The following is a 26820-nucleotide window of genomic DNA, read 5'->3' on the forward strand; positions in this document are numbered from 1 at the left end:
CGGACTGACAACTTTAATGCTGTTTCTCTGGGCTGGTGCATCGGTAAAAAGAGTCCCTGGTGAAACGTGTGAATCTCCATCGGGCTACCCTGCCACTGTTTTTTTTAGTCTCAAGGCTTCCACTTCCAGCGGTGCTTTATAGACGATGTGGGTGTGAATGCAACAAGCGTGCACAAATCGGAAAACTGCCGATATTTTTTTCTGAAGCACTGCCTGATGCCGTTAAAACCTCATAAAACCGGGGGGTTCATCCTGTTGGTGATTGGGCTTGACGCCATTCTTTGCATCGTGTTGACCATGCTGTTACCGCCCCGTGACAACCGAAAACGTTACCGGTTCACCCCGCCAGTGAGTAAAAGGCGGATGTTCGAACGACTCAGCGTAGACGCACTGTGCGGTTTTGGTGCAAAAAATCTCAATCGCTGTACTGAATTCATACAGTTCAGCGTTTTTCGACGTTTGAACGAATCGTTATCTGTCAGTCATTTCAGCGTTTTTGCAGTCGGTGCTGGTTCCGTATTGGTGCGTTTTGGCGTCAGGTGTTACATCCCGGGGCAGTTTGAGTGGTGGCTTGGTGGTTCGTCGTGAAGACGGCTGCGTTCGCAGGTATGCTGCCGTCCAGTCGCTTGGTGCGCGTTCTCTCGGGATGGGCGCTAAGCTGAAAATGATGACCCGGCGGGAGTGCCCAAAGTGTTCGCTTTAGATCCACGACTTCAACAAGACACCCTACCGATCGGTGATTTCCCGTTGTGTCGGCTGCTGCTGTCCAATGACTCGAACTATCCCTGGTTCATCCTGGTACCTCGTCGCGACGATATCAGTGAGATATTTCAGTTGGATGTCGCCGATCAGCAGCAGCTATGGCAGGAAACCACGGCATTGGCAGAAACGCTCAAGGATTCATTCGACGCGGACAAGTTGAATGTCGCGGCCCTGGGTAATGTGGTCAGTCAGTTGCACATGCATGTGATCGTGCGCAAGCGGGAGGACGCCGCCTGGCCGGCTCCGGTCTGGGGCAAGCACCCTGCAAAGCCGTACAGTGTCGAACAGGTTGCCGCGATTCGCGAGCGGTTGCGTCTGGTGTTGACCGATGACTTCACGTTTCTGGAGGGTTGAATCATGAGCCTGGAAGAACGCGTTACCGATCTGGAAAGCCAGTTGGCGTTTCAGGATGACACCATCCAGGCATTGAATGATGTGCTGGCGGCGCAGCAGCGGGCCGTTGAACGCCTGCAGTTGCAAATGGCTGCGTTGCTCAAGCGCCAGGAAGAAATGGCTGGCCAGTTCGAGGCTTTCGAGGAAGAAGCGCCACCACCGCATTATTGAAATGCAGGCATTAAAAAACCGCGAGCAGCCACAGGCTGTTCGCGGTTTTTTTATGGCTTCGGATCAGCGTCGCGGCAGGGCGGCGATCACATCTTCGGCTTGCAGGCCTTTGTCACGATTCATGACGGAGAACTCCACACGCTGGCCTTCGACCAGGACGCGGTGACCTTCGCCGCGAATGGCCCGGAAGTGCACGAAAATATCGTCGCCGGAGTCACGGGAAATAAAGCCGAAGCCTTTGGAGGTGTTGAACCACTTGACGGTGCCGGTATCGCGGTTGCTCATGTCATAGCTTGGCGCGGCAGCAGCCGGTGACGATTTGTAGAAGCTGATGGCCAGGTGCAGAACAACGGCAACCAGGGCTGCAACCAGGCTGAACAGAACGGCAGGTTGACCGGCAATGACGGGCATTGGCGCAAGCAGCGTCAGGGTTTGCACAACGACAGCCAGAACCAGCAGTGCGCTGACCAGGTTTTGCAGTTGATGGCGCGGGCCTTTGTTCCAGTTGGGGATGACTGGAGCGAGGGTGAGGTTGAGCAGGCCGAACAAGGCCAGGTACAGCGCATCGGGTTGTTGCAGGTAAGGTACGGCTTCGGTTCGCAGGCTAGGGATGAAGGACAGCAGCAAGGCTGCTGCGCCCATTAGCAGGTGGACGATTTTCAACATTTTGATTAACTCACGTTCAGACGGTTCACAAGGAAGAGCTGACGAGGCACGGTTCGCTTCAGAACAATAAGAGGCGTTGAGCACGTACCTGTTTATCAGCCTATGCGCAGCGCCCGGAAAATAAGGGCGCCAGCGACACACCGCCTATTTAACAGCAAAGCTTGTGGCTACTCAAATCAAGGAGTCCAGCGGTGCATCGGGGGCGATTTGTCGCAGGTCGAGATGGCATCCAGGGCTGCAGCGTGGCAGCAGGCTTGCTAGAGTGGTCCTGCACCTGTCGGATGGAATCCATCACCTTTAGGGGAAAAGCATGGCAATCGATATCGGTATCAGTGAAGAGGACCGCAAGTCCATTGTCGACGGACTTTCGCGCCTGCTGTCGGACACTTACGTCCTTTATTTGAAGACCCATAACTTCCATTGGAACGTCACCGGTCCCATGTTTCGGACCCTGCACTTGATGTTCGAGGAGCAATACAACGAATTGGCCCTGGCGGTCGATTCGATTGCCGAGCGAATTCGCGCGCTCGGATTCCCGGCTCCTGGTGCCTATTCTGTTTATGCGCGCCTGTCCTCTATAAAAGAGGAAGAGGGCGTACCGGCTGCCGAAGACATGATCAGGCAATTGGTAGAGGGGCAGGAGGCTGTGACGCGTACGGCTCGCGGAATTTTCCCTCTGCTCGAGAAAGTCAGTGACGAGCCGACGGCTGACCTGCTGACCCAGCGTATGCAAGTTCACGAAAAAACCGCATGGATGCTCCGTGCCCTGCTGGACCAGTAAAACCGGCGCGTGAATAACGCCTTATGGGGTGCTATTCGCGCGTTGCCTATGCTTGAGCGAAAATCACCTGCCTATTGAGTGAAATTTCGCCAGATAGAGCAGGAAAAGCTCGGGCGTAGGACGCTCTCCATGATCTGCCTTCAGTTGTTGGCTTCTCCTACGCGGATGGTCAAAAAGTCATCTGGATATAACTTTGCCCTCGCGGTTCTATAAGCGGACAGACTCTTATGGAAACCAGGGATGGCAAAGGAGTGTCAACGCAATGGTTGATGAAGACAGGCGCAAGGAAGGAAGGATCGGTCTGCTCAAGGACATAAGGATTGATCCGTTTGTCAGTGAATTCGATATGGGGCTTGCCCAGCCCTTGTCCCGCTCGGTGCGGTTGAATGGCTTCGCCACCTGCTTGCGGCTTGAGCAGGTTTACTGGGATATCCTGGCTGAAATGGCCAGGATCAATTGCTGCTCGGTCAGTGCATTGTTGTCTCACGTGGATCGCGAAGTGCATTTGCGTCATGGTGGGGTGAGGAATTTCACCGGGCTGGTGCGGGTTGTCTGTGTTGTGCATAGCTTGAAGGAAGGAGGCTGTGTGGCCGTTGCTCCGTCTGCGCGGTAAAAGGCTGCATGTCGATCCGTGCAGTCTTACGGCTGCACAGGCTGCATTTAATGGATATAATCCCGCTCTTTGCCGCAAAACCCAGCGTGCGCGGTAGCAATCTGATCGCCGAGACAACCCCCATGCCGATGTACGATTACCAATGTGCTTCCTGTGGTCATCAGTTGGAAGCCATTCAAAAGATCAGCGATGCACCGCTGGTCGACTGCCCTGCGTGCCAGGCACCAGAGCTCAAGAAGATGCTGTCCATGCCGGGTTTTCGCCTCAGCGGTACCGGCTGGTACGAGACCGATTTCAAGACCGGTTCCAAGAAGAATCTGGCCGGCGGCGACAAAGCTGACTAGGGCCATGCTCTGAACCGAGTGCTCTGAACGAACCAAACACGTGAGCGCTTGCCATGTCGGTCAACCGGCGTACGCAAGGTCTCCAACCGAATGTCGAATTACAGAAGTGAATCCACGACCATGATGCGCAGCCATTATTGCGGCCAACTGAACGAAAGCCTGGAAGGCCAGGAAATTACCCTTTGCGGATGGGTCCACCGTCGCCGTGACCACGGTGGGGTGATTTTCCTCGATATCCGTGATCGTGATGGTCTGGCCCAGGTGGTGTTCGACCCGGACCGCGCTGAAACCTTCGCCGTTGCCGATCGTGTGCGCAGCGAATACGTGGTCAAGGTCACCGGTAAGGTGCGCCTGCGTCCGGCCGGTGCCACCAACGCCAACATGGCGTCGGGCATGATCGAAGTGCTGGGCTACGAACTGGAAGTGCTGAACGAGGCGGAAACCCCGCCGTTCCCGCTCAACGATTACTCGGATGTCGGCGAAGAAACCCGCCTGCGCTATCGCTTCCTGGACTTGCGTCGCCCGGAAATGGCCGAGAAGCTGCGTCTGCGTTCGCGCATGACCACCAGCATCCGTCGCTATCTGGACGAGAACGGCTTCCTCGACGTCGAGACGCCGATCCTGACCCGTGCTACCCCGGAAGGTGCTCGCGACTACCTGGTACCAAGCCGTACCCACGCCGGTTCGTTCTTTGCCTTGCCGCAATCGCCACAGCTGTTCAAGCAGCTGCTGATGGTGGCCGGTTTCGATCGTTACTACCAGATCGCCAAGTGCTTCCGCGATGAAGACCTGCGTGCCGACCGCCAGCCGGAATTCACCCAGATCGACATCGAAACCAGCTTCCTCAATGAAGAAGACATCATTGGCCTGACCGAAGGCATGATCCGCAACCTGTTCAAGGAAGTGCTGGGTCTGGAATTCGGCGAGTTCCCGCACATGACCTTCGAAGAGGCCATGCGTCGTTACGGTTCGGACAAGCCGGACCTGCGTAACCCGCTGGAACTGGTTGACGTTGCCGACCAGCTCAAGGACGTTGAATTCAAAGTGTTCAGCGGTCCGGCCAACGACCCGAAAAGCCGCGTTGCCGCACTGCGCGTGCCGGGCGGGGCGAGCATGCCGCGCAGCAAGATCGACGACTACACCAAGTTCGTCGGCATCTACGGCGCCAAGGGCCTGGCGTACATCAAGGTCAACGAGCGTGCCAAAGGTGTCGAAGGCCTGCAGTCGCCAATCGTCAAGAACATTCCTGAAGCAGCCCTGAACGTGATCCTCGATCGTGTGGGTGCAGTCGATGGCGACATCGTGTTCTTCGGTGCCGACAAAGCCAAGATCGTCAGCGAAGCCCTGGGCGCGCTGCGGATCAAGGTCGGTCACGACTTCAACCTGCTGACCTGCGAATGGGCACCGATGTGGGTGGTCGACTTCCCGATGTTCGAAGAGAACGACGACGGCAGTTTCACCGCCTTGCACCACCCGTTCACCGCGCCGAAGTGCACGCCGCAAGAGCTGGAAGCCAACCCGGCTACCGCGCTGTCCCGTGCCTACGACATGGTATTGAACGGTACCGAGCTGGGTGGCGGTTCGATCCGTATCCACCGTAAAGAGATGCAGCAGACAGTATTCCGTCTGCTGGGTATCGACGAAGCGGAACAGGAAGAGAAATTCGGCTTCCTGCTCGATGCACTGAAATACGGTGCGCCACCGCACGGTGGTCTGGCCTTCGGTCTGGATCGTCTGGTGATGCTGATGACCGGCGCCCAGTCGATCCGTGAAGTGATCGCCTTCCCGAAAACCCAGAGCGCGGCGGACGTCATGACTCAGGCGCCGGGCCAGGTGGATGCCAAGGCATTGCGCGAACTGCACATTCGTCTGCGTGAAACGCCTAAGGCCGAGTAAGGCTGACCTGAAGGGCGCATCTTCGGATGCGCCTTTCGTTTTTTGACAGGGTCGATTTTTTTGTTTGCCGGCCGGCGCTATCCAGCGTGGCGGGCGATGTTTCAAAGAGAATTCGGAGCGAGTTATGGCAGGTCATTCCAAGTGGGCGAACATCAAGCACCGCAAAGAACGTCAGGATGCCAAGAGAGGCAAGATCTTCACCAAGTGGATTCGTGAGCTGACTGTCGCTGCCCGTCAGGGTGGTGGCGATCCAGGCTCCAACCCGCGTCTGCGCCTGGCCCTGGACAAGGCGCTTGGTGCGAACATGAGCCGCGACATCATTGATCGCGCCATCGCCCGTGGCACCGGTGCTGCCGACACTGACGACGTGGTTGAGCTGACCTACGAAGGTTACGGTCCTGGCGGCGTGGCGGTGATGGTCGAGTGCATGACCGATAACCGCAACCGCACGGCAGCGGCAGTGCGCCATGCGTTCAGCAAGTGCGGCGGCAACCTCGGCACCGACGGTTCGGTTGCGTATCTGTTCGAGCGCAAGGGGCAGATTTCCTTCGCGCCCGGCGTCGATGAAGATGCATTGATGGAAGCGGCCATGGAAGCCGATGCCGATGACGTGGTGACCAACGAAGACGGGTCCATCGATGTATTCACTTCGTTTGCCGGGTTCTATTCCGTGCGTAACGCGCTGGAAGCGGCGGGTTTCAAGGGCAATGACGCGGAGATCGTCATGCTGCCGACCACCAGCGCCGAGCTGGATCTGGAAGGCGCGGAAAAAGTCCTCAAGCTGATCGACATGCTCGAAGACCTGGATGACGTGCAGAACGTCTATTCCAACGCGGATATTCCGGAGTCGGTGGCTGCACAGCTCGGTTAAGGGCGACCAGGGTCCATTGTGGGAGCGAGCCTGCTCGCGAATGCGGATTTTCAGGCAGTATCGTTGCTGAATATGGAACCGCTTTCGCGAGCAGGCTCGCTCCCACATTTGTTATTCGATTTTCTTGCTTTTACTGAACCCGCAGGCGTTATGACTTTAATCCTTGGTATCGACCCCGGTTCGCGCATTACCGGTTATGGCGTGGTACGCGATACCGGACGTGGCTGCGAGTACGTGGCTTCTGGTTGCATCCGCACCGGAGCCGGCGAACTGCATGAACGCCTGCAGATTGTCTATCGCGGGGTGCGGGAGATCATTCAGACCTACCGTCCAGTGACCATGGGCATTGAAAAGGTGTTCATGGCGCGCAACGCTGATTCCGCCCTGAAGCTGGGGCAGGCCCGTGGTGCTGCCATCGTGGCGGGCGCAGAGGAAAGCCTGGAGATTGCGGAATACACCGCGACCCAGGTCAAGCAGGCAGTGGTCGGCACCGGTGCCGCCAACAAGGAACAGGTGCAAATGATGGTCATGCACATGCTGAAGCTGACCAGCAAACCGCAAATCGATGCGTCGGACGCGCTGGCCATTGCCATTTGCCATGCTCACACCCGTTCCAGTCTGTTGCCCCATGGCCTGGGTACGGCACGCAGTCGTGGCGGGCGTCTGCGTCTCTGATAGCATCAGCAGTCAATTTTAGGGAATGAGGTGTTTGCGCCTGGGTTGTCGGCGCGAATTCCTCATTCTGTCAGTCGCTGGCTTCGAGCTGGCCAACGCTCAAGGATCTGTAACGTGATTGGACGCTTGCGCGGCACACTGGCTGAGAAACAGCCGCCGCATCTGATTCTGGATGTAAACGGCCTGGGTTATGAGCTTGAAGTGCCCATGACCACGCTTTATCGCTTGCCGTCGGTCGGCGAGCCGCTGACGTTGCACACCCATTTGGTCGTACGCGAAGACGCGCAGTTACTCTATGGCTTCGTCGGCAAGCGCGAGCGAGACTTTTTTCGCGAGTTGATCCGTCTCAATGGCGTGGGTCCGAAACTGGCCCTGGCCCTGATGTCGAGCCTGGAAGTCGACGAACTGGTCCGTTGCGTGCAGTCCCAGGATACCTCGGCGCTGACCAAGGTGCCGGGTGTGGGCAAGAAAACCGCCGAGCGTCTGCTGGTGGAACTCAAGGATCGCTTCAAGGCCTGGGAAACCGTGCCGAGCATGTTCGCCCTGGTGCCGAACCAGCCGGACGGACCCGCGCCGGTCAATACCGCCGAGAACGACGCGGTCAGCGCGCTGATTTCCCTGGGCTACAAGCCGCAGGAAGCCAGCAAGGCGATTTCCGCGATCAAGGAGAAAGGCTTGAGCAGTGAAGACATGATTCGTCGTGCCCTGAAGGGAATGATCTAAGTGATTGAAGCTGATCGTCTGATCGCCGCCACGGGTGGTCCCCGTGACCGCGAGGAAGTCCAGGACCGGGCGATTCGTCCCGTCAGCCTGGCCGAATACATTGGCCAGCCGACCGTTCGCGAGCAAATGGAGTTGTTCATCCAGGCTGCCCGAGGGCGCAACGAATCCCTGGACCACACTTTGATTTTTGGTCCTCCGGGATTGGGTAAAACCACCCTGGCCAACATCATTGCCCAGGAAATGGGGGTTTCGATCAAAAGCACCTCGGGGCCGGTCCTCGAGCGTCCGGGTGACCTGGCGGCGTTGCTGACCAACCTCGAGCCGCACGACGTGCTGTTTATCGACGAGATCCATCGCCTGTCGCCGATCGTCGAAGAGGTGCTGTACCCGGCGATGGAAGATTTCCAGCTCGACATCATGATCGGCGAAGGCCCGGCCGCGCGCTCGATCAAGCTCGATCTGCCGCCGTTCACCCTGGTCGGCGCGACAACGCGGGCGGGGATGTTGACCAACCCGTTGCGTGACCGTTTCGGGATCGTCCAACGCCTGGAGTTCTACAGCAACGCCGATCTGTCGACGATTGTCAGTCGTTCGGCGAACATTCTTGGCTTGCCGCTGGACCCGGAGGGCGCCTTCGAAATCGCCCGGCGTGCCCGCGGCACGCCGCGGATCGCCAACCGCTTGCTGCGCCGGGTGCGGGACTTCGCGGAAGTTCGTGCCAAGGGCCATATCACCAAGCCGATTGCCGACCTGGCCCTGAACCTGCTGGACGTCGATGAGCGCGGCTTCGATCACCAGGATCGACGTCTGTTGCTGACCATGATCGAGAAGTTCGATGGCGGGCCGGTCGGGGTCGACAGTCTCGCGGCGGCCATCAGTGAAGAGCGCCACACCATTGAAGACGTGCTGGAACCCTACCTGATTCAGCAGGGCTACATCATGCGTACCCCGCGGGGCCGGGTGGTGACGCGGCATGCGTACCTGCACTTCGGCTTAAACATTCCGTCACGATTGGGCGAGATGCCCGTGGTAGACGAGTTTCTCGATGCCGTGGACGATTAATTAACTTTTGCGGGCTGAATTTTCGGGCATTGTGCTGTCCTAGGACCGTACTTTCGCCAGAAAGCCGCAGAACATTGAAAAACAGTTGCCTGGCCGGATTGGCAACCCGAGGAGTAAGCACTAGAGTATGCGCGCGCAAAACGGGCTTGAGCCTTTCGCACATCGTTGTCGCGTTTATTACGAGGACACCGATGCGGGCGGCATCGTGTATTACGTCAATTACCTCAAGTTTATGGAACGGGCTCGAACCGAGCGGCTACGAGAGCTGGGCTTTGCCCAATCGCAGCTGGCAGGGGAGGACCTGTTGTTCGTCGTGCATTCCAGCGAAGCGCGCTACCACGCGCCGGCGCGACTGGATGACGAGCTGCTGGTAAGCGCTGAAGTAATCGAATTGAACCGTGCCAGCTTGCGCTTCAAGCAGCAGGTCAGGCGGGCCACGGATAATGCACTGCTCTGTGAAGGGCAGTTTCTGGTGGCCTGTGTGCGCACTGAAAGTTTAAAACCCCGGGCCATTCCCGAAGCTCTACGAGCGGCCTTTGCCGACGTGAGCGGCGCGGGTACACACTCAAAGCAGGAGATAAAGCGTGGAAGCTAACGTCGTCGACCATTCCTCCATGTGGAGCCTGGTCAGCAATGCCAGTATCGTGGTGCAACTGGTAATGCTGACCCTGGTAGCCGCATCGGTGACCTCATGGATCATGATCTTTCAGCGCAGCAACCTGCTGCGCGCCGGTCGACGCGCCCTGGAGAGCTTCGAAGAGCGCTTCTGGTCGGGTATCGACCTGTCCAAACTCTACCGTCAGGCGGGCAGCAACCCGGACCCGGATTCGGGTGTCGAGCAGATCTTCCGTGCCGGTTTCAAGGAATTCTCCCGTCTGCGCCAGCAGCCAGGCGTTGACCCGGAGGCGGTGATGGAAGGTGTGGCTCGTGCCATGCGCGTTGCCATTTCCCGTGAAGAAGAAAAGCTCGAGCAGAGCCTGCCGTTCCTGGCCACCGTCGGCTCTGTCAGCCCGTACATCGGTCTGTTCGGTACCGTCTGGGGCATCATGAACTCCTTCCGTGGCCTGGCGACTGCGCAACAAGCAACCCTGGCCACCGTGGCGCCAGGTATCGCCGAAGCCCTGATCGCCACCGCGATCGGTCTGTTCGCCGCCATCCCGGCCGTTATCGCTTACAACCGCTTCTCTGCTCGCAGCGAAACCCTGCTGAGCCGTTACTACACCTTCGCCGACGAATTCCAGGCGATCCTGCACCGTAAAGTGCACACCAGCGAAGAATAAGCAGGTAATTTCCAATGGCTTTAATCGCTCGAGCTCGACATAAGCGCAAGCCGGTCGCCGAGATGAACGTGGTGCCTTACATCGACGTGATGTTGGTGCTGCTGGTCATCTTCATGGTGACCGCGCCGATGCTCAACCAGGGTGTGAAAGTTGATCTGCCGAAGGTTTCCAGCGAAGCCTTGCCGCAGGACAACAACACCCAGGTCCTGACCATTTCGATCAAGGCTGACAAGACCTACTACTGGAACCTTGGCAGCGAAGTCGACACAGAGAAGCAACAAGATCGCGCCATGACCCTGCCGCAGATGACTGACGCGGTGACCAAGATCATTCGCGTCGGCAACGAAGGCGGCAAGCGTACCCAGGTCTTCATCCGTGGCGACAAGAGCGTCGACTACGGGGCCGTCATGGGTGCCATGGGCGGGTTGCAGAAAGCCGGGGTCGGTAATGTTGGCTTGATTACCGAGGCGCCCTGATGCAGCAACAGCGAGAGCCGTCCGCCTCGGAAAGCTACTTCTGGCCTAGTGTCTGGGCGATTGGCTTGCACGTGCTGGTGTTCGGCATGCTGTTCGTCAGTTTTGCCTTCACACCGGAGCTGCCGCCGGCCAAGCCGATTGTTCAGGCAACACTGTACCAGCTGAAATCGAAAAGTCAGGCAACCACCCAGACCAATCAGAAGATTGCGGGTGAGGCGAAGAAATCCGCCGCGCGCCAGACCGAAGAAGAGCAGATGGAACAGAAGAAGGTCGAGCAGGAAGCAGTGAAGGCTGCGGAACAAAAGAAAGAAGAAGCGGCTCAAAAGGCCGAGGAAGCCAAGAAGGCCGACGAGTCCAAGAAAGCGGAAGAGGCGAAAAAGGCTGATGAAGCCAAGAAAGCCGACGACGCGAAAAAGGCCGCCGAAGCCAAGAAGGCAGAAGAGAAACAATTGGCTGATATAGCCAAGAAGAAAGCGGAAGAAGAAGCCAAGAAGGCTGCTGAAGAAGAGGCCAAGAAAGCGGCCGCTGAAGAAGCGAAGAAAAAGATCGTCGAAGACGCGAAGAAGAAAGCCGCGGAAGACGCCAAGAAGAAAGCTGAAGCTGAAGAGGCGAAGAAGAAAGTCGCCGAAGAAGCGAAGAAGAAAGCTGCTGCCGATGCTGCGAAGAAGAAAGCGCAGGATGCGGCACGTAAATCCGCCGAAGACAAAAAGGCTCAGGCCCTGGCAGATTTGCTTTCCGACACGCCGCAGCGTCAGCAGGCCTTGGCCGATGAGCAGGGTGACGAAGTCGCCGGCAGTTTCGATGACCTGATTCGAGCTCGTGCAGCGGAAGGCTGGGCCCGTCCACCTTCGGCCCGCAAAGGCATGACGGTCGTGTTGCAAATCGGCATGTTGCCGGACGGTACGGTGACTTCGGTCAGCGTTTCCAGGTCCAGTGGTGACGGTCCGTTTGACGCGTCGGCTGTAGCGGCGGTGAAGAATATTGGACGTTTGACAGAAATGCAGGGAATGAAGCCGAGCGATTTTGCTCCGTATCGTTCATTCAAGATGACATTCACACCTGAGGATCTAGCCTTGTGAGAAACCTTCTTCGAGGAATGCTGGTCGCTATCTGCTGCATGGCAGGGATGGCGATGGCAGATGAGAAAAACATTCTGGTAACAAGCGGCAGCGATCGGGCCACTCCGATCGCGGTCGTGCCGTTCGGCTTCCAGGGCGGCAGCGTGCTGCCGGACGACATGGCCGAAATCATCGGTAACGACCTGCGCAACTCGGGTTACTACTCGCCGATTCCAAAACAGAACATGATCAGCCAGCCAAGCCAGGCCAGCGAAATCATCTTCCGTGACTTCAAGGCGCTGGGTGCCCAGTACGTCATGGTCGGCAGCATTGTTCCGGCGGGCGGTCGCCTGCAGGTTCAATACGCACTGTTCAACGTCGCTACCGAGCAGCAAGTGCTGACCGGCAGCGTGTCGGGCGGCGTCGATCAACTGCGCGACATGTCGCACTACATCTCCGACCAGTCGTTCGAAAAACTCACCGGTATCAAAGGTGCGTTCTCGACTCGCCTGCTGTACGTGACAGCCGAGCGCTTCTCCGAGAAGAACACTCGCTACACGCTGCAACGTTCGGACTATGACGGTGCCCGCGCCGTGACCCTGTTGCAATCGCGCGAGCCGATCCTGTCGCCGCGTTTCGCTCCGGATGGCAAGCGCATCGCCTACGTCTCGTTCGAGCAGAAGCGTCCGCGCATTTTCATGCAGAACATCGACACCGGTCGCCGTGAACAGATCACCAACTTCGAAGGCCTGAACGGTGCGCCAGCCTGGTCGCCGGATGGCAATCGCCTGGCATTCGTCTTGTCCAAAGATGGCAACCCGGACATCTATGTGATGAACCTGGGTTCGCGTCAGATCAGTCGCGTCACCAACGGCCAGGGCATCAACACCGAACCGTTCTGGGGCAAGGATGGTTCGACCATCTACTTCACCTCCGACCGTGGCGGCAAACCGCAGATTTACAAAACCAGCGTGGGTGGTGGCGGTGCCGAGCGTGTGACTTTCGTCGGTAACTACAACGCCAACCCTAAACTGTCGGCTGACGAAAAGACCCTGGTGATGATCCACCGCCAGGACGGTTTCACCAATTTCAAGGTGGCGGCTCAGGATTTGCAGCGCGGTAGTGTAAAGATCCTCACTGATAGCACTCTGGACGAGTCGCCTACTGTTGCGCCCAACGGCACCATGGTAATCTACGCCACCCGCCAGCAGGGCCGGGGAGTCTTGATGCTCGTGTCCATCAATGGACGCGTAAGGCTCCCGCTTCCTACCGCACAAGGCGAAGTCAGAGAACCTTCCTGGTCCCCTTACCTGAACTGACGCGGCGCTTTACGTTTTACTTAACACACTGGGGTTCATTAGGAGTTTCACGATGGAAATGCTGAAGTTTGGTAAATTTGCTGCGCTGGCTCTGGCCATGGCTGTAGCTGTAGGTTGCTCGTCCAAAGGCGGCGACAATGCCGGTGAAGGCGCGGTAGATCCAAACGCTGGTTACGGCGCAAACACTGGTGCAGTTGACGGCTCCCTGAGCGAAGAAGCTGCTCTGCGCGCAATCACCACTTTCTACTTCGAATACGACAGCTCGGACCTGAAGCCAGAAGCCATGCGCGCTCTGGACGTTCACGCCAAAGACCTGAAAGCAAACGGCGCTCGCGTTGTTCTGGAAGGCAACACCGACGAACGTGGTACTCGTGAGTACAACATGGCACTGGGCGAGCGTCGTGCGAAAGCCGTTCAACGCTACCTGGTACTGCAAGGTGTTTCCCCAGCTCAGCTGGAACTGGTTTCCTACGGCGAAGAGCGTCCAGTTGCTACCGGCAACGACGAGCAGTCCTGGGCTCAAAACCGTCGCGTCGAACTGCGTAAGTAATTCGTCATGCGAACGTGCCGTCGTGCTGTAACTGTTCTGGCTCTCAGTCTCGCACCGTTTGCGGTGTGGGCTGAGGTTCCTGTGGTCGATAATGACTCCGGCTATAACAATAGCGGGAGCAGTTATCCGCCTGCGGGTTACGGTACGAACGGCGCCTATGCCGGGGGAGGGGTTTCGGCCCCTGTCTCGGCACAGGGCCAGCTGTTCAACCAACTGCAACAAATGCAGGATCAGATCTCGCGCCAACAGGGTGTGATTGAAGAACTGCAAAATGATGTAGCGCGCATGAAGCAAGAGAGCCTGGAGCGATATCAGGATCTTGATCGGCGCATAGGATCCGGCGTTGCACCAGCCGCGACTCCCGATAATTCTTCCACCGGTGGCGATTTGAATGCCCCCGGTGCAGCAGCAGGCGCAGCCGCCGGTGCAGGAGCGGCAGCCGCTCAAGCACCCGCCGCGGGCAGCGAGCCGGCAGACCCGGCGAAGGAAAAGCTCTATTACGACGCAGCCTTCGACCTGATCAAGGCCAAGGATTTCGACAAGGCCAGCCAGGCTTTCGCCGCATTCCTGCGCAAATACCCGAATAGCCAATACGCGGGCAATGCCCAGTACTGGTTGGGTGAGGTGAACCTGGCCAAAGGTGATCTGCAAGGTGCAGGTCAGGCGTTTGCCAAGGTTTCACAGCTTTACCCGAAGCACGCCAAAGTGCCTGATTCGCTGTATAAGCTCGCTGATGTAGAGCGCCGCCTCGGTCATACCGACCGGGTCAAAGGCATTCTGCAGCAGGTGGTTTCCCAATATCCGGGTACTTCCGCCGCTCAGTTGGCACAGCGTGATCTGCAAAAAATGTAAGGGCTGCTTGACCTGTTTCGAAGAAATCCGCGCTTGTCGCGGGTTTTTTGTTAGAATTCATCCCCTTTTTTCTGAAACACGCTTTTTGGGATCTGCGCATTGCCGGGGTTCCTTGAAGTGCCTGACGGAGGCGGACAGCCTGTTTAGCTGTTACGCCCGTGGCGACTATGCAAGACACATTGAGAATCACCGAAGTTTTCTACTCGTTGCAGGGTGAAACTCGGACTGCCGGCCTGCCCACGGTTTTTGTGCGCCTGACCGGTTGCCCGTTGCGTTGCCAATACTGCGACAGCGCCTACGCCTTCACCGGCGGAACCATTCGCACGCTCGACGATATCCTCGAGCAAGTGGCAGGGTTCCGTCCACGTTACGTCTGTGTCACGGGCGGCGAGCCCCTGGCACAACCCAATGCCATTCCATTGCTCAAGCGGTTGTGTGACGCCGGTTACGAAGTGTCACTGGAAACCAGTGGTTCTATCGATATCTCGGCGGTGGATCCTCGGGTCAGTCGTGTCGTCGACCTGAAGACTCCGGGTTCGAAGGAAGCCCATCGCAATCGTTACGAAAACATTGAACTGCTCACGCCCAACGATCAGGTGAAATTTGTCATCTGCTCGCGGGAAGACTATGACTGGTCCGTTTCCAAGCTGATCCAGTACGGTCTGGACCAGCGCGCCGGGGAAGTCCTGTTCTCGCCAAGTCATCACGACCTCAATGCTCGGGATCTGGCTGACTGGGTGGTGGCGGACAATCTGCCAGTGCGCCTGCAATTGCAGCTGCATAAATATCTTTGGAATGACGAGCCGGGGCGCTGATATGACGGAACAATTGAACACTGTGGAAAAACGTGCGGTCATCCTCCTGTCCGGTGGCCTGGATTCGGCAACCGTCGTGGCCATGGCTCGCGCTGAAGGCTACAGCTGCTACACCATGAGTTTCGACTATGGTCAGCGTTCCCACGCAGAGCTGTATGCCGCCGAGCGTGTCGCCCGTGACTTGGGTGTGGTCGAGCACAAGGTGATCGGTCTGAACCTGAACGGCATCGGCGGCTCGGCGCTGACCGACAGCAGTATCGACGTGCCGGAAGTAGCGGGGGAAGGCATCCCGGTGACTTACGTGCCGGCACGCAACACGGTGTTCCTGTCACTGGCGTTGGGTTGGGCCGAAGTGCTGGGTGCGCGTGACATCTTTATCGGTGTGAACGCTGTCGACTACTCCGGTTATCCTGACTGCCGCCCAGAGTTCGTCGAGGCCTTCGAGCGCATGGCCAATCTGGCCACCAAGGCCGGTGTTGAAGGGCAGGGCTTCCGTATTCAGGCGCCCCTGCAAAACCTGAGCAAGGCACAGATTGTCCAGGCAGGTGTGAAGCTTGGGGTGGACTACGGCCTGACCGTTTCCTGCTATCAGGCCGATGACGATGGCCGTGCCTGCGGCAAATGCGACAGCTGCCGCCTGCGTGCGGAAGGCTTTGCGGCGGCCGGAATCAGCGATCCAACACCTTATTTTTGATTTATTTCAAAATAGGTGTTGAATAGTCCTTAAAAATCAGTATTATACGCGCCACCACACAGCGGGTCGTTAGCTCAGTTGGTAGAGCAGTTGGCTTTTAACCAATTGGTCGTAGGTTCGAATCCCACACGACCCACCATTTTCAAGCTGTTTTAAAAGTCTGGAAGGCCCACGAAAGTGAGGATTTCCGGATTTTTTTTTGCCCGCGATTTAAGTCCGCCCGGTTCCCGGGCCGTACTGCATGACACAGATCAGAATCATCTTTTGCATCCACAGGATATTCTGTAGCCTTGCGCAGCTTCAACGCTGTCCGTGCCTGATCAATACTCACTTTCCCGGCGGTACCCTGTTGGGTCCGGAGCCGGGTGTATACTCGACTTTCGCGCGAATGCGCCTGCAGGTCTTGCGAACATGACGCAGATTTCCGAACGCCTTCTGGTTCAAGCCCACCTCGACGCCAAGCAGCCCAAGCCGCTGACAGCCGATGAGGAAGCTTATTACCGTTCTGCCATCGCTGCCGAGCTCAAGGCTCAGGACGCAGTGCTGGTTGCCCACTTCTATTGCGATCCGATCATTCAGGCCCTGGCCGAAGAAACCGGTGGTTGCGTTTCCGACTCGCTGGAAATGGCCCGCTTCGGCAATGCCCATCCGGCCAAGACCGTGGTGGTCGCCGGGGTCAAATTCATGGGCGAAACGGCCAAGATCCTCAACCCCGAAAAACGCATCCTGATGCCGACGCTGGAAGCCACGTGCTCGCTGGACCTGGGTTGCCCGGTCGACGAGTTTTCCGCGTTCTGCGACCAGCATCCCGAGCGTACGGTGGTGGTCTATGCCAATACATCGGCGGCGGTCAAGGCGCGAGCGGATTGGGTAGTGACTTCAAGCTGCGCGCTGGAGATCGTTGAAAGCCTGATGGACAACGGCGAAACCATTATCTGGGGGCCAGACAAGCATCTGGGCACTTACATCCAGCGCCAGACCGGTGCCGACATGCTGCTGTGGGACGGAGCTTGCATCGTTCACGAAGAGTTCAAGTCCAAGCAGCTCGAGGACATGAAGGCGCTGTATCCCGATGCGGCGATCCTGGTGCATCCAGAGTCGCCCACCTCGGTGATCGAGCTGGCAGACGCTGTGGGTTCCACCAGTCAGTTGATCGCGGCGGCACAGACCCTGCCGAACAAAACCTTGATTGTCGCCACTGATCGCGGCATCTTCTACAAGATGCAGCAGTTGTGCCCGGACAAGGTGTTTATCGAAGCGCCAACCGCCGGCAACGGGGCCGCATGCCGCAGTTGCGCACACTGCCCGTGGATGGCGATGAATACCCTTGAGCGCACGCTGAAGAGCTTGAAAGAGGGGACCAACGAGATCTTTGTCGATCCTGCGCTGATTCCCCAGGCCATTCGGCCGCTCAAGCGCATGTTGGATTTCACCCAGGCTGCGCGGATGAAGTTGGCAGGCAACGCTTAATAGCGCTCAAACCGCAAAAAACTGTGGGAGCGAGCCTGCTCGCGAAGAGGGCGTATCAGCTGACATTAATGTTTGCTGATACACCGCATTCGCGAGCAGGCTCGCTCCCACAGTGATTTTTGCGCCCTGTAGCTATTTGGTCTTTTTGGGAATCCGCACCAGCTGGGTATTGGAATACATGTCGTGCCAGCTGCGTTTCTGCTTGTCGAACAGCGACCAGATGAATCCGAGGCCCACGCACAGCAGCGAAGCGATCGACACCACGAAGCGCAGCAGCGCTTGCCACAGGCTGATGGAGGAGCCATCGGCATTCTGTACGCGAATGCACCAGACCTGCATGCCCAGGGTTTGGCCTGAGTGGGTCCAGAACTTGGCGAAGAAGCCAAACAGAACGAACAGCAGTACGGTCGAGAGCAGCGGGTCGCCATCGAGCGCTCCGGTCTCCGTGAGCGCGCGCATTTTTTCTTCACCGATGATCGCCATCTGAATCATCTTGTAGGCGCCGCTGGTCACGATGAGCAGGGCGGTGCACAACAGGAAATCATAGAACATCGCCGCCAGACGACGACCCAGGCCAGCGGCAGGAAATTCGCCCTGGGGTTTCAGCAGGTGTTTCGACATGACGGCACTCAAAGGGAAAAAAGAAGCCATTTTACGGATTTACGCGCACAAAAAAGCCCCTGATGTCAGCATCAGGGGCTTTTTCGTTACAGAAGATTAGCCTTCTGCTTGTACTTCGTCAGCCTGCATGCCTTTCTGGCCTTGCACAGCGATGAAGGTCACTTTCTGGCCTTCTTTCAGGCTCTTGAAACCGTTGCCCTGAATAGCGCGGAAATGCACGAACAGATCCGGACCGCTTTCTGGAGTGATAAAACCAAAACCTTTCTCGTCGTTAAACCACTTGACGGTACCGCTCTGACGTTGGGACATTTCTTATTTCCTTTGACGCTAAAATTAATGACAGTCTCCTTCTCATGAAAGAGTACTGGGGCTGGTTGCAGGAGAGTAAGAAGACGTCGAACGGGATGTAGCTAACTTGGTGGCTACTGCCCAGGTCACGATTCCAAGCGACCCATGCAAACACAGTGAACAAACTCTACGCCAACTATGGGAGAAAAAACAAGCCCCTGCGAAGCCCGCATTTCCTCGGGTTGCTGGCAGTTTTTCGGGCCATTAGTGGCAGCTTATTCGATACGACTGTTCAATTGTTTTCGAACGTTATAAGCAAAGTTCATAATCGAAGCTTAGAGCCAAACGATGCACTCTTTTATGGCGGTTGCGTTACACATTAGTGCATTGTTAACGCAACCGCGTTACTTATAGGAACAATCAATCAGCCGCGATAGTAGCGTTGCGGAACAAATGGCATTTTGCTTACAAGCAAAGGAACCTTTTTCCCACGAACAATCGCCCATACTGGAGTATCGAGAGCGATATAAGCGCTGTCGACATAACCCATCGCCAAAGGACCGCCCAAGGTCGGCCCGAAACCGCCGCTGCAGACGCTGCCGATGATCTCGCCCGCTTCGTTGACGATCTCTGCGCCTTCGCGCACCGGAGTACGTTCCTGAGGCAGCAGGCCGATACGCTTGCGGCTGACACCGCCCTGTTGCTGGGCGAACACGCTTTCAGCGCCAGGGAAACCGCCGGCACGCGCACCCTCGGCACGACGAGGCTTGGAAATGGCCCACAACAGGCTGGCTTCGATCGGAGTGGTGTCGGTGTTCATGTCGTGGCCGTACAGGCACAGGCCGGCTTCCAGGCGCAGCGAGTCGCGCGCACCAAGGCCGATGGCTTCGACTTCCGGTTCCGCCAGCAGGGCGCGGGCGAGGGCTTCGGCGCTGGAGGCCGGCACGGAGATTTCGAAACCGTCTTCACCGGTGTAGCCCGAGCGGCTGACAAAGCAGTCAACGCCCAGCAATTGCACACGGGCGAACTGCATGAACGTCATTTTCGCCACTTCCGGAGCCAGGCGCGCCAGCACGGTGACCGCCGCCGGACCTTGCAGGGCCAGCAGGGCGCGCTCTTCGAACAGTGGTTCGATACGGCATTGTTCGCCGATGTGTTTGCGCAGGTGTGCCAGGTCCTGGTCCTTGCAGGCCGCGTTGACCACCAGGAACAATTCGTCGTTACCCAGGTTGGCGACCATCAGGTCATCGAGGATGCCACCGGTCTCGTTGGTGAACATCGCATAGCGCTGCATGCCCACCGGCAGGTCGATGATATCCACCGGCACCAGGGTCTCCAGGGCCTTGGCGGCATTGGCGCCGGTCAGACGGATCTGGCCCATGTGCGATACATCGAACAGCCCGGCCTGATCGCGAGTGTGCTGGTGTTCTTTCATCACGCCCAGCGGGTATTGCACCGGCATGTCATAGCCGGCGAATGGCACCATGCGTGCGCCCAGTTCGATGTGCAGTGCGTGCAACGGGGTTTTCAACAGTTGTTCGGTGGACATATTCAGCTCCTGAAAAAGGGTGCAGATGCAGATGAGAGCACATCAGCACTCGATAATGTTGACCGCCAAACCGCCTCGGGCGGTTTCCTTGTATTTGCTTTTCATGTCGGCGCCGGTCTGGCGCATGGTGCGGATGACCTTGTCGAGGGAGACGAAATGCTGTCCGTCGCCACGCATGGCCATGCGCACCGCATTGATGGCCTTGACCGAGCCCATGGCGTTGCGCTCGATGCAAGGCACTTGCACCAGCCCGCCGATCGGGTCGCAGGTCAGGCCCAGGTTGTGTTCCATGCCGATTTCCGCGGCGTTTTCCACTTGTTGCACCGTGCCGCCGAGGACTTCGCACAAGGCCCCGGCCGCCATGGAACACGCCACGCCAACCTCACCCTGGCAGCCGACTTCGGCGCCGGAAATCGAGGCGTTTTCCTTGTACAAGATACCGATGGCCGCGGCGGTCAGCAGAAAACGCACCACCCCGTCTTCGTTCGCCGCGGGAATGAAACGCATGTAGTAATGCAGCACTGCCGGAATGATCCCGGCCGCACCGTTGGTGGGCGCCGTGACGACGCGTCCGCCATTGGCGTTTTCTTCGTTGACGGCCAGGGCGTAGAGGTTGACCCAGTCCAGCACCGACAGCGGATCGCGCAGGGACGATTCCGGGTTCTTGCACAATTGCCGATACAGCGCAGCCGCCCGACGCTTGACCTTCAAGCCGCCGGGCAAGATGCCCTCGTTACGGCAACCAGCGGCAACGCAGTCCTGCATCACTTGCCAGATCTTCAACAGACCGGCACGGGTTTCCGCTTCGGGGCGCCAGGCACTTTCGTTGGTCAGCATCACTTGGCTGATGGACAACCCGTAGGTGGCGCAGTGACCGAGCAGTTCCTTGGCGTTTTTGAAGGGAAAGGTCAGCGCGGTTGAGTCTTCGACGATGCGATCGGCACCGGCGGCGTCTTCATCGACGACAAAGCCGCCGCCGACCGAGTAATACTCGCGACTGCGGATCTGCAGGCCCGCGGCGTCGAATGCGCGAAAAATCATGCCGTTGGGGTGATAGGCCAACGGTTTGCGGATCATCGCCAGGTGTTCTTTCTCGTTGAACGCAATGCTGTGTTCGCCGAGCAGGTTCAAGCGTCCGCTGCCACGAATGTCATGCAGGCGAGCGGCGACGGTTTCGGTGTCCACGGTATCCGGGTGTTCACCTTCCAGGCCCAGCAGCACAGCCTTGTCACTGCCGTGGCCCTTGCCGGTGGCACCGAGTGAACCATAGAGCTCGACCTTGACGCAGGTGGTCGCGGTCAGCAGGTTTTCTCGGCGCAGGCCTTCGGCGAAACGCGCGGCTGCGCGCATCGGGCCGACGGTGTGGGAGCTGGAGGGGCCGATGCCAATCTTGAACAGGTCGAACACGCTTAACGACATGGTTGTTCTCCGGTTTCTTGTTATAGGTATGGCGGAATGTGATATCAGGTGCAGATCACCTGTGGGAGCGAGCCTGCTCGCGAAAACGGTGGGTCAGTCACCATCAATGTTGCCTGACATACCGCTTTCGCGAGCAGGCTCGCTCCCACAGGGGGATATGCGGTGCTCTTGAAATTGGGGGCGGATAAATCCACCCCCTCATTGCCTTAAGCGTAGCTTTCGATCGACGGGCAGGCGCAGACCAGGTTGCGATCGCCGAACACGTTGTCGACGCGACCGACCGGCGGCCAGTATTTGCCTTCGATCAGCGAAGCGACCGGGTACACCGCTTGCTCGCGGCTGTACGGATGCGACCACTCGCCGACCAGCTCCGCCGCGGTGTGCGGGGCGTTTTTCAGCGGGTTGTCGTCCTTGTCCAGCGTGCCATTTTCCACCGCGCGGATTTCCTCGCGGATGCGGATCATGGCGTCGCAGAAACGGTCCAGTTCTTCCTTGGATTCGCTTTCGGTCGGCTCGATCATCAGCGTGCCGGCCACCGGGAACGACATGGTTGGAGCGTGGAAGCCGAAGTCGATCAGGCGCTTGGCCACGTCATCGACGCTGATGCCGCTGCTGTCTTTCAGCGGGCGCAGGTCGAGGATGCACTCGTGCGCCACCAGGCCGTTGCTGCCGGTGTAGAGCACTGGGTAATGCTCTTCGAGGCGACGGGAGATGTAGTTGGCGTTGAGAATGGCCAGCTGCGAAGCGCGCTTGAGACCCGCGCCGCCCATCATGCGGATGTACATCCAGGTGATCGGCAGAATGCTCGCGCTACCGAATGGCGCGGCGCATACCGCGCCTTCCTTGCGTGCCATTTGCGCGTGGCCCGGCAGGAACGGCGTCAGGTGCGATTTCACACCAATCGGGCCAACGCCCGGGCCGCCACCGCCGTGAGGGATGCAGAAAGTCTTGTGCAGGTTCAGGTGCGACACGTCGCCGCCGAACTTGCCCGGGGCGCAGAGGCCGACCATGGCGTTCATGTTGGCGCCGTCGATGTACACCTGGCCGCCGTTGTCGTGAATGATGCCGCAGATTTCGCGGATGCCTTCTTCGAACACGCCGTGGGTCGACGGGTAGGTGATCATCAGCGCGGCGAGGTGTTCGCGGTGCTCGATGGCCTTGGCGCGCAGGTCTTCGATATCGACGTTGCCACGGGCATCGCACGCGGTGACGACCACGCGCATGCCGGCCATCTGGGCGGTGGCCGGGTTGGTGCCGTGGGCCGAGGACGGGATCAGGCAGATGTCGCGGCGGTCTTCGCCACGGCTCTGGTGATAGGCGCGGATCGCCAACAGACCGGCGTACTCACCTTGCGAGCCGGCGTTCGGTTGCAGCGAGATCGAGTCGTAACCGGTAGCAGCACAGAGCATCGCTTCCAGTTCGTCAGTCAGTTGCTGGTAGCCGGCGCTCTGCTCGGCAGGGGCGAACGGGTGCAGGGCGCCGAACTCGGCCCAGGTCACCGGGATCATTTCGCTGGCGGCGTTGAGTTTCATGGTGCACGAACCCAGCGGGATCATGGTGCGATCCAGCGCCAGGTCCTTGTCCGCCAGTTTGCGCAGGTAGCGCATCAGCTCGGTTTCCGAGTGATAACGGTTGAACACCGGGTGGCTGAGGATCGGCGACTGGCGCACCAGTGCGGCCGGGAGCGTGCTTTGTACCGAGGCAGCGAGGGCGGCGAAGTCCGGCAGGGATTTGCCTTCGGCCAGCAGCGCCCACAGGGTTTCAACGTCGGCCTGGGTGCTGGTTTCGTCGAGGGACAGGCCCAGACGCTCGGCATCCACCACGCGCAGGTTGATCTGCCGGGCGCGAGCCTTGTCGTGCAACGCAGCCGTTTGCGCGCCGGTTTTAATGGTCAGCGTGTCGAAGAAGTTTTCCTGCTCGACGCTCAGACCCAGTGCGCTCAAGCCCTTGGCCAGAATCGCGGTGAGGTGATGCACGCGGTTGGCGATCTGCGTCAGGCCTTTCGGACCGTGGTACACGGCGTACATGCTGGCGATGTTGGCCAGCAGCACTTGAGCGGTGCAGATGTTGCTGGTGGCCTTCTCGCGGCGGATGTGCTGTTCGCGGGTTTGCATCGCCAGGCGCAGCGCCGGCTTGCCAAAACGGTCCACGGACACACCGACCAGGCGGCCCGGCATGTCGCGCTTGAACGCATCCTTGGTGGAGAAGTAAGCCGCGTGCGGGCCACCAAAGCCCAGCGGCACGCCGAAGCGTTGCGCGCTACCGATGGCCACGTCGGCGCCGAACTCGCCCGGTGGGGTCAGCACGGTCAGGGCCAGCAAGTCAGCAGCCACCGCCACCAGGGCATTGGCGGCGTGGAAGCGTTCGGTCAGTTCGCGGTAGTCGAAGACGTCACCGTTGCTTGCCGGGTATTGCAGCAGGGCGCCGAAGAAAGCGCTGACGTCAGTCAGTTCACGCTCATCGCCGACCACGACGTCGATACCCAGAGGCTCGGCACGGGTGCGCAATACGTCGAGGGTTTGCGGGTGGCAATGCACGGAGGCGAAGAACGCGTGGCTGCCCTTGTTCTTGCTCAGGCGTTTGCAGAAGGTCATGGCTTCGGCAGCGGCGGTGGCTTCGTCGAGCAGGGACGCGTTGGCGATCGGCAGGCCGGTGAGGTCGCTGATCAGAGTCTGGAAGTTCAGCAGCGCTTCAAGACGGCCTTGGGAAATTTCCGGCTGGTAAGGGGTGTAGGCCGTGTACCAGGCCGGGTTTTCCAGCAGGTTGCGCAGGATCGGCGACGGTGTGTGGGTGCCGTAGTAGCCCTGGCCGATGAAGGTCTTGAACAGCTGGTTCTTGCTGGCGATGGACTTGATCAACGCCAGGGCGTCGGCTTCGCTCAGGCCGTCTTCGAGGCCGAGGACGCTGGTGCCCTTGATGCTGTCCGGGATGACGCTGGCGCTCAGGGCTTCCAGGGAGTCGAAACCCAGGCTGTTGAGCATCGCCTGCTCGTCGCCGGCGCGCGGGCCGATGTGACGGGCGATGAATTCGTTGGCGGTACTGATGTTTACAACGGCAGGATTCACTTGAGTCATGTCAACGTTCCTCAGGCTTCGGCTTGGGCTTTGATCAGGCGGTCGTAGGCGTCCTGATCCAGCAGTTTGGCGACAGCCGAGTCGTCAGCCGGTTTGAAACGGAAGAACCAGCCTTCACCCAGCGGGTCTTCGTTGACCAGTTCCGGGCTGCTGTCCAGCGCCGGGTTCACTTCCACGACTTCTCCGTCCAGGGGCATGTACACGCCGCTGGCCGCTTTTACCGATTCCACGGTGGCTGCTTCAGCGCCTTTTTCGTAGGACTGCAGCTCAGGCAGTTGTACGAAAACCACGTCGCCCAGCGCGTTCTGTGCGAACGCGGTGATACCGACTGTGACAGTGCCGTCAGCTTCGGTGCGCAGCCATTCGTGATCTTCAGTAAAACGCAATTCGCTCATGGAAAACTCCTAAGGGGCCAGACTCGTCTGGTGGACGCGATTGAATGCTGGGGCAATTGCCCTGATTTATGAGTGGTAATTAAGCAAAAACGCGGCCAATCTTTTTTTATTGTTTTAAATCAATAGCTTAGGTGATTATTTGAGCGATGATCATTTGCTGCCTGTAGCGAAATCGCTACAGGCATGGCTCAAGAAAAAAGCTGAAGTGGATCAAAGCCTTGCAGGGCAGTGGTTGGAGAGGGGTGTAGCGATATCGTTCCGCTGTAGCGTTTTCAGTACAGGTGGAGGTCGTTTTTAGAGTGAAATTTACGGGTCAAACTCAAAACCTGTGGGAGCCAGCTTGCTGGCGATAGGGCCATCACATTCAACATCTTTATTGTCTGTGAGACTGCTATCGCCAGCAGGCTGGCTCCCACAGTAGATTTTTGTTGGCTGGGAGAGGTGTTTCAACTGTAAGGATTACGGCTTGTTGGGAATGCCGTACTTGCGCAACCGATGGGCGATCGCGGTGTGGGAGGTTTGCAGGCGGCTGGCCAGTTGGCGGGTCGAGGGGTAGCTGACGTAGAGTTTTTCCAGCAGGGTTTTCTCGAACTCGTCCATCGCCTGTTCCAGGCTGTCGACGTCGTGGTCGCTCTGGCGCGCTACCGAGGTGCCGGCAATGTCGAGGTCGCCGATGTCCACCAGGCTGCTTTCGCAAATGGCCGCGGCGCGGAAAATCACGTTTTGCAGCTGACGCACGTTGCCCGGCCAGCGGTTACCCAGCAGGGCCGGATAAGTGCCCGGCGCCAGGCGACAGACCGGACGCTGGATCTGCGCGCAGGCCTGCTGCATGAAGTAACGAGCCAGCAGCAGAATGTCCTGGCCGCGCTCGCGCAGCGGTGGGACTTCGACGTTGAGGACATTGAGGCGGTAAAACAGGTCTTCGCGGAACTGCCCTTCGCTAACCATTTTTTCCAGGTTGCGGTGAGTCGCGCTGAGAATGCGTACGTTGACCTTCACTTCGCGATCGCCGCCCACTCGCCGGAAACTGCCATCGTTGAGGAAGCGCAACAACTTCGCCTGCAAGTACGGTGACATTTCGCCGATTTCATCGAGGAATACCGTGCCCTGGTTGGCCAGCTCCATCAGTCCAGGCTTACCGCCGCGTTGTGCGCCGGTGAAGGCGCCGGGGGCGTAGCCGAACAGTTCGCTTTCGGCGAGGTTCTCCGGCAATGCTGCACAGTTCAACGCCAGAAACGGTGAGTTGTGCCGCGCACTGATGGCGTGACAGGCCCGGGCCACCAGTTCCTTGCCGGTGCCGGTTTCACCCTGGATCAACAGCGGTGCATCAAGGGCCGCCACCCGTTGCGCGCGAACCTTGAGGGTGCGGATCACCGGCGATTCGCCCAGCAGCGCGTCAAAACCTTCGGCGTGATCATGGTGCAACGCCGACAGACGTTCGCCGATGCGGTTCGGTTGATAGAGGGTCAGCAAGGCGCCGGCGTCGGTGATCGGGGTGGCGTCGAGCAACAACGTCTGGCCGTTGACGGTGATTTCCCGCAGTGGCAGGCGAAAGCCGTGTTCGAGCAGGGCGTCGAGCAGCGCCGGGTCGGCGAACAGATCGGCAACGCTTTCACCGGCCGGTTCGCGGCCATACAGGGCAATCAGCGCGGGATTGCCCAGCAGCACCTTGCCGGCACTGTCTAAAGCCAGCACCGGATCGGTCATGGCCGCGAGCAGTGCATCGAGCTGCAAGTGCCGGCGCTGACCCGGCAAGATATCGACCACCGTCATCGCCTGTACACCACGCACGCTGAGCAACGCATCACGCAGTTCTTCGAGGACGTCCGGGCTCAGGGTTGGCGCATCGATATAGACGTTGGGCGGAATCATTTCCACCGCATCCAGGTTGAGATTGCGGCCACCGAGCAAGGCCAGGACTTCCTGGGTAATACCGACGCGGTCGATGAAGCTGACGTGGATACGCATGGGGCGGTTTCAGGTTCTGGAGTGCGGAGGGTGGC

Annotated in this window: 29 protein-coding genes and 1 tRNA gene; 22 read left to right on the top strand and 8 right to left on the bottom strand. The window is 58.6% G+C overall.

Annotation, left to right across the window (positions count from 1 at the left end):
- The first annotated feature begins 153 nt into the window (after positions 1 to 153).
- The 3 genes from CKW21_RS30455 to CKW21_RS06460 all read left to right on the top strand — a co-directional run bounded on the left by CKW21_RS30455 (position 154) and on the right by CKW21_RS06460 (position 1326).
- Positions 154 to 588, top strand: coding sequence for a hypothetical protein (locus tag CKW21_RS30455; protein WP_141232909.1), 435 nt, complete (start codon positions 154 to 156; stop codon positions 586 to 588).
- Positions 589 to 690: 102 nt separating this feature from the next.
- Positions 691 to 1116 carry an HIT domain-containing protein gene (locus CKW21_RS06455; RefSeq protein ID WP_095193164.1) on the top strand — a complete coding sequence of 142 codons (426 nt, stop codon included), beginning with the start codon at positions 691 to 693 and terminating at the stop codon, positions 1114 to 1116.
- 3 nt (positions 1117 to 1119) lie between these two features.
- Positions 1120 to 1326: a SlyX family protein gene (locus tag CKW21_RS06460; RefSeq protein ID WP_095193165.1), complete on the top strand. Its 207-nt coding sequence runs from the start codon at positions 1120 to 1122 to the stop codon at positions 1324 to 1326.
- Between the two features lie 63 nt (positions 1327 to 1389).
- Here CKW21_RS06460 and CKW21_RS32065 read toward each other — a convergent pair whose 3' ends face one another.
- Positions 1390 to 1992, bottom strand: a complete 603-nt coding sequence (locus CKW21_RS32065; protein ID WP_095193166.1) for a cold-shock protein — start codon at positions 1990 to 1992, stop codon at positions 1390 to 1392.
- Between the two features lie 310 nt (positions 1993 to 2302).
- Between CKW21_RS32065 and CKW21_RS06470 the strand changes: the two genes are divergently transcribed.
- The 19 genes from CKW21_RS06470 to nadA all read left to right on the top strand — a co-directional run bounded on the left by CKW21_RS06470 (position 2303) and on the right by nadA (position 17471).
- Complete coding sequence (locus CKW21_RS06470; protein WP_095193167.1) at positions 2303 to 2773, top strand: Dps family protein; 471 nt, start codon at positions 2303 to 2305, stop codon at positions 2771 to 2773.
- Positions 2774 to 3035: 262 nt separating this feature from the next.
- Positions 3036 to 3386: a ribbon-helix-helix domain-containing protein gene (locus CKW21_RS06475; RefSeq protein ID WP_095193168.1), complete on the top strand. Its 351-nt coding sequence runs from the start codon at positions 3036 to 3038 to the stop codon at positions 3384 to 3386.
- Between the two features lie 122 nt (positions 3387 to 3508).
- A complete protein-coding gene (locus CKW21_RS06480; protein ID WP_007977333.1) occupies positions 3509 to 3730 on the top strand; it encodes an FmdB family zinc ribbon protein in 222 nt (73 codons plus the stop codon).
- A 120-nt stretch (positions 3731 to 3850) separates the two neighbouring features.
- Complete coding sequence (gene aspS, locus CKW21_RS06485; RefSeq protein ID WP_095193169.1) at positions 3851 to 5626, top strand: aspartate--tRNA ligase; 1776 nt, start codon at positions 3851 to 3853, stop codon at positions 5624 to 5626.
- A 124-nt stretch (positions 5627 to 5750) separates the two neighbouring features.
- A complete protein-coding gene (locus CKW21_RS06490) occupies positions 5751 to 6497 on the top strand; it encodes a YebC/PmpR family DNA-binding transcriptional regulator (RefSeq protein WP_095193170.1) in 747 nt (248 codons plus the stop codon).
- A gap of 150 nt (positions 6498 to 6647) precedes the next feature.
- Positions 6648 to 7172 carry a crossover junction endodeoxyribonuclease RuvC gene (ruvC, locus tag CKW21_RS06495; protein WP_095193171.1) on the top strand — a complete coding sequence of 175 codons (525 nt, stop codon included), beginning with the start codon at positions 6648 to 6650 and terminating at the stop codon, positions 7170 to 7172.
- Positions 7173 to 7286: 114 nt separating this feature from the next.
- Positions 7287 to 7895 (top strand): Holliday junction branch migration protein RuvA, encoded by a 609-nt coding sequence (ruvA, locus tag CKW21_RS06500; protein ID WP_095193172.1) that lies wholly within the window; start codon positions 7287 to 7289, stop codon positions 7893 to 7895.
- Positions 7896 to 8957 carry a Holliday junction branch migration DNA helicase RuvB gene (ruvB, locus tag CKW21_RS06505; protein ID WP_095193173.1) on the top strand — a complete coding sequence of 354 codons (1062 nt, stop codon included), beginning with the start codon at positions 7896 to 7898 and terminating at the stop codon, positions 8955 to 8957.
- A 127-nt stretch (positions 8958 to 9084) separates the two neighbouring features.
- Positions 9085 to 9552: a tol-pal system-associated acyl-CoA thioesterase gene (gene ybgC / locus CKW21_RS06510; RefSeq protein WP_095193174.1), complete on the top strand. Its 468-nt coding sequence runs from the start codon at positions 9085 to 9087 to the stop codon at positions 9550 to 9552.
- Positions 9542 to 10237 carry a protein TolQ gene (gene tolQ / locus CKW21_RS06515; RefSeq protein ID WP_095193175.1) on the top strand — a complete coding sequence of 232 codons (696 nt, stop codon included), beginning with the start codon at positions 9542 to 9544 and terminating at the stop codon, positions 10235 to 10237. Before ybgC ends, tolQ begins: the two co-directional genes overlap by 11 nt.
- 23 nt (positions 10238 to 10260) lie before the next feature.
- Positions 10261 to 10713: a protein TolR gene (gene tolR / locus CKW21_RS06520; protein ID WP_170948638.1), complete on the top strand. Its 453-nt coding sequence runs from the start codon at positions 10261 to 10263 to the stop codon at positions 10711 to 10713.
- Positions 10713 to 11792 (top strand): cell envelope integrity protein TolA, encoded by a 1080-nt coding sequence (tolA, locus tag CKW21_RS06525; protein WP_095193176.1) that lies wholly within the window; start codon positions 10713 to 10715, stop codon positions 11790 to 11792. Before tolR ends, tolA begins: the two co-directional genes overlap by 1 nt.
- A gap of 17 nt (positions 11793 to 11809) precedes the next feature.
- Complete coding sequence (tolB, locus tag CKW21_RS06530; protein WP_371917511.1) at positions 11810 to 13090, top strand: Tol-Pal system beta propeller repeat protein TolB; 1281 nt, start codon at positions 11810 to 11812, stop codon at positions 13088 to 13090.
- Positions 13091 to 13142: 52 nt separating this feature from the next.
- Complete coding sequence (gene pal, locus CKW21_RS06535) at positions 13143 to 13640, top strand: peptidoglycan-associated lipoprotein Pal (protein WP_003178634.1); 498 nt, start codon at positions 13143 to 13145, stop codon at positions 13638 to 13640.
- 6 nt (positions 13641 to 13646) lie between these two features.
- Positions 13647 to 14492 (top strand): tol-pal system protein YbgF, encoded by an 846-nt coding sequence (gene ybgF / locus CKW21_RS06540; protein ID WP_095193178.1) that lies wholly within the window; start codon positions 13647 to 13649, stop codon positions 14490 to 14492.
- Positions 14493 to 14659: 167 nt separating this feature from the next.
- Entirely contained in the window at positions 14660 to 15307 is a 648-nt protein-coding gene (gene queE, locus CKW21_RS06545; RefSeq protein WP_095193179.1) for a 7-carboxy-7-deazaguanine synthase QueE, read from the top strand.
- Position 15308: 1 nt separating this feature from the next.
- Positions 15309 to 16001, top strand: a complete 693-nt coding sequence (gene queC / locus CKW21_RS06550; protein ID WP_095193180.1) for a 7-cyano-7-deazaguanine synthase QueC — start codon at positions 15309 to 15311, stop codon at positions 15999 to 16001.
- Positions 16002 to 16064: 63 nt separating this feature from the next.
- A tRNA-Lys gene (locus CKW21_RS06555) sits at positions 16065 to 16140 on the top strand.
- Positions 16141 to 16412: 272 nt separating this feature from the next.
- Positions 16413 to 17471, top strand: a complete 1059-nt coding sequence (gene nadA / locus CKW21_RS06560) for a quinolinate synthase NadA (RefSeq protein ID WP_095193181.1) — start codon at positions 16413 to 16415, stop codon at positions 17469 to 17471.
- A 132-nt stretch (positions 17472 to 17603) separates the two neighbouring features.
- On the opposite strand, the gene CKW21_RS06565 is transcribed toward nadA, so the two are convergent.
- From CKW21_RS06565 to CKW21_RS06595, 7 genes are all read right to left on the bottom strand, one after another.
- Positions 17604 to 18092, bottom strand: coding sequence for an RDD family protein (locus CKW21_RS06565; protein WP_095193182.1), 489 nt, complete (start codon positions 18090 to 18092; stop codon positions 17604 to 17606).
- 96 nt (positions 18093 to 18188) lie between these two features.
- A complete protein-coding gene (locus CKW21_RS06570; RefSeq protein WP_007931076.1) occupies positions 18189 to 18401 on the bottom strand; it encodes a cold-shock protein in 213 nt (70 codons plus the stop codon).
- A gap of 403 nt (positions 18402 to 18804) precedes the next feature.
- On the bottom strand, positions 18805 to 19929 hold the full coding sequence (gene gcvT, locus CKW21_RS06575) for a glycine cleavage system aminomethyltransferase GcvT (protein ID WP_095193183.1): 1125 nt from the start codon (positions 19927 to 19929) through the stop codon (positions 18805 to 18807).
- Positions 19930 to 19971: 42 nt separating this feature from the next.
- Positions 19972 to 21348 (bottom strand): L-serine ammonia-lyase, encoded by a 1377-nt coding sequence (locus CKW21_RS06580; RefSeq protein ID WP_095193184.1) that lies wholly within the window; start codon positions 21346 to 21348, stop codon positions 19972 to 19974.
- A gap of 206 nt (positions 21349 to 21554) precedes the next feature.
- Complete coding sequence (gcvP, locus tag CKW21_RS06585; protein WP_095193185.1) at positions 21555 to 24422, bottom strand: aminomethyl-transferring glycine dehydrogenase; 2868 nt, start codon at positions 24420 to 24422, stop codon at positions 21555 to 21557.
- 11 nt (positions 24423 to 24433) lie between these two features.
- Complete coding sequence (gene gcvH, locus CKW21_RS06590; RefSeq protein WP_095193186.1) at positions 24434 to 24817, bottom strand: glycine cleavage system protein GcvH; 384 nt, start codon at positions 24815 to 24817, stop codon at positions 24434 to 24436.
- Positions 24818 to 25276: 459 nt separating this feature from the next.
- Positions 25277 to 26785, bottom strand: a complete 1509-nt coding sequence (locus CKW21_RS06595) for a sigma-54-dependent transcriptional regulator (RefSeq protein WP_095193187.1) — start codon at positions 26783 to 26785, stop codon at positions 25277 to 25279.
- Positions 26786 to 26820 lie beyond the last annotated feature (35 nt).

It is taken from the genome of Pseudomonas sp. Irchel 3A7, assembly GCF_900187565.1.
Taxonomy (GTDB): Bacteria; Pseudomonadota; Gammaproteobacteria; order Pseudomonadales; family Pseudomonadaceae; genus Aquipseudomonas.

Coding starts and splice junctions, on each gene's coding strand:
- CKW21_RS06570 (WP_007931076.1), bottom strand. CDS start 18,401: ATGTCCCAACGTCAGAGCGGTACCGTCAAGTGGTTTAACGACGAGAAA.
- CKW21_RS32065 (WP_095193166.1), bottom strand. CDS start 1,992: ATGTTGAAAATCGTCCACCTGCTAATGGGCGCAGCAGCCTTGCTGCTG.
- pal (WP_003178634.1), top strand. CDS start 13,143: ATGGAAATGCTGAAGTTTGGTAAATTTGCTGCGCTGGCTCTGGCCATG.
- CKW21_RS06580 (WP_095193184.1), bottom strand. CDS start 21,348: ATGTCGTTAAGCGTGTTCGACCTGTTCAAGATTGGCATCGGCCCCTCC.
- ybgC (WP_095193174.1), top strand. CDS start 9,085: ATGCGCGCGCAAAACGGGCTTGAGCCTTTCGCACATCGTTGTCGCGTT.
- CKW21_RS06470 (WP_095193167.1), top strand. CDS start 2,303: ATGGCAATCGATATCGGTATCAGTGAAGAGGACCGCAAGTCCATTGTC.
- queE (WP_095193179.1), top strand. CDS start 14,660: ATGCAAGACACATTGAGAATCACCGAAGTTTTCTACTCGTTGCAGGGT.
- tolA (WP_095193176.1), top strand. CDS start 10,713: ATGCAGCAACAGCGAGAGCCGTCCGCCTCGGAAAGCTACTTCTGGCCT.
- gcvH (WP_095193186.1), bottom strand. CDS start 24,817: ATGAGCGAATTGCGTTTTACTGAAGATCACGAATGGCTGCGCACCGAA.
- gcvT (WP_095193183.1), bottom strand. CDS start 19,929: ATGTCCACCGAACAACTGTTGAAAACCCCGTTGCACGCACTGCACATC.
- CKW21_RS06475 (WP_095193168.1), top strand. CDS start 3,036: ATGGTTGATGAAGACAGGCGCAAGGAAGGAAGGATCGGTCTGCTCAAG.
- gcvP (WP_095193185.1), bottom strand. CDS start 24,422: ATGACTCAAGTGAATCCTGCCGTTGTAAACATCAGTACCGCCAACGAA.
- ruvC (WP_095193171.1), top strand. CDS start 6,648: ATGACTTTAATCCTTGGTATCGACCCCGGTTCGCGCATTACCGGTTAT.
- tolB (WP_371917511.1), top strand. CDS start 11,810: ATGCTGGTCGCTATCTGCTGCATGGCAGGGATGGCGATGGCAGATGAG.
- CKW21_RS06595 (WP_095193187.1), bottom strand. CDS start 26,785: ATGCGTATCCACGTCAGCTTCATCGACCGCGTCGGTATTACCCAGGAA.
- aspS (WP_095193169.1), top strand. CDS start 3,851: ATGATGCGCAGCCATTATTGCGGCCAACTGAACGAAAGCCTGGAAGGC.
- queC (WP_095193180.1), top strand. CDS start 15,309: ATGACGGAACAATTGAACACTGTGGAAAAACGTGCGGTCATCCTCCTG.
- CKW21_RS06565 (WP_095193182.1), bottom strand. CDS start 18,092: ATGTCGAAACACCTGCTGAAACCCCAGGGCGAATTTCCTGCCGCTGGC.
- CKW21_RS06460 (WP_095193165.1), top strand. CDS start 1,120: ATGAGCCTGGAAGAACGCGTTACCGATCTGGAAAGCCAGTTGGCGTTT.
- ybgF (WP_095193178.1), top strand. CDS start 13,647: ATGCGAACGTGCCGTCGTGCTGTAACTGTTCTGGCTCTCAGTCTCGCA.
- CKW21_RS06490 (WP_095193170.1), top strand. CDS start 5,751: ATGGCAGGTCATTCCAAGTGGGCGAACATCAAGCACCGCAAAGAACGT.
- nadA (WP_095193181.1), top strand. CDS start 16,413: ATGACGCAGATTTCCGAACGCCTTCTGGTTCAAGCCCACCTCGACGCC.
- CKW21_RS06480 (WP_007977333.1), top strand. CDS start 3,509: ATGCCGATGTACGATTACCAATGTGCTTCCTGTGGTCATCAGTTGGAA.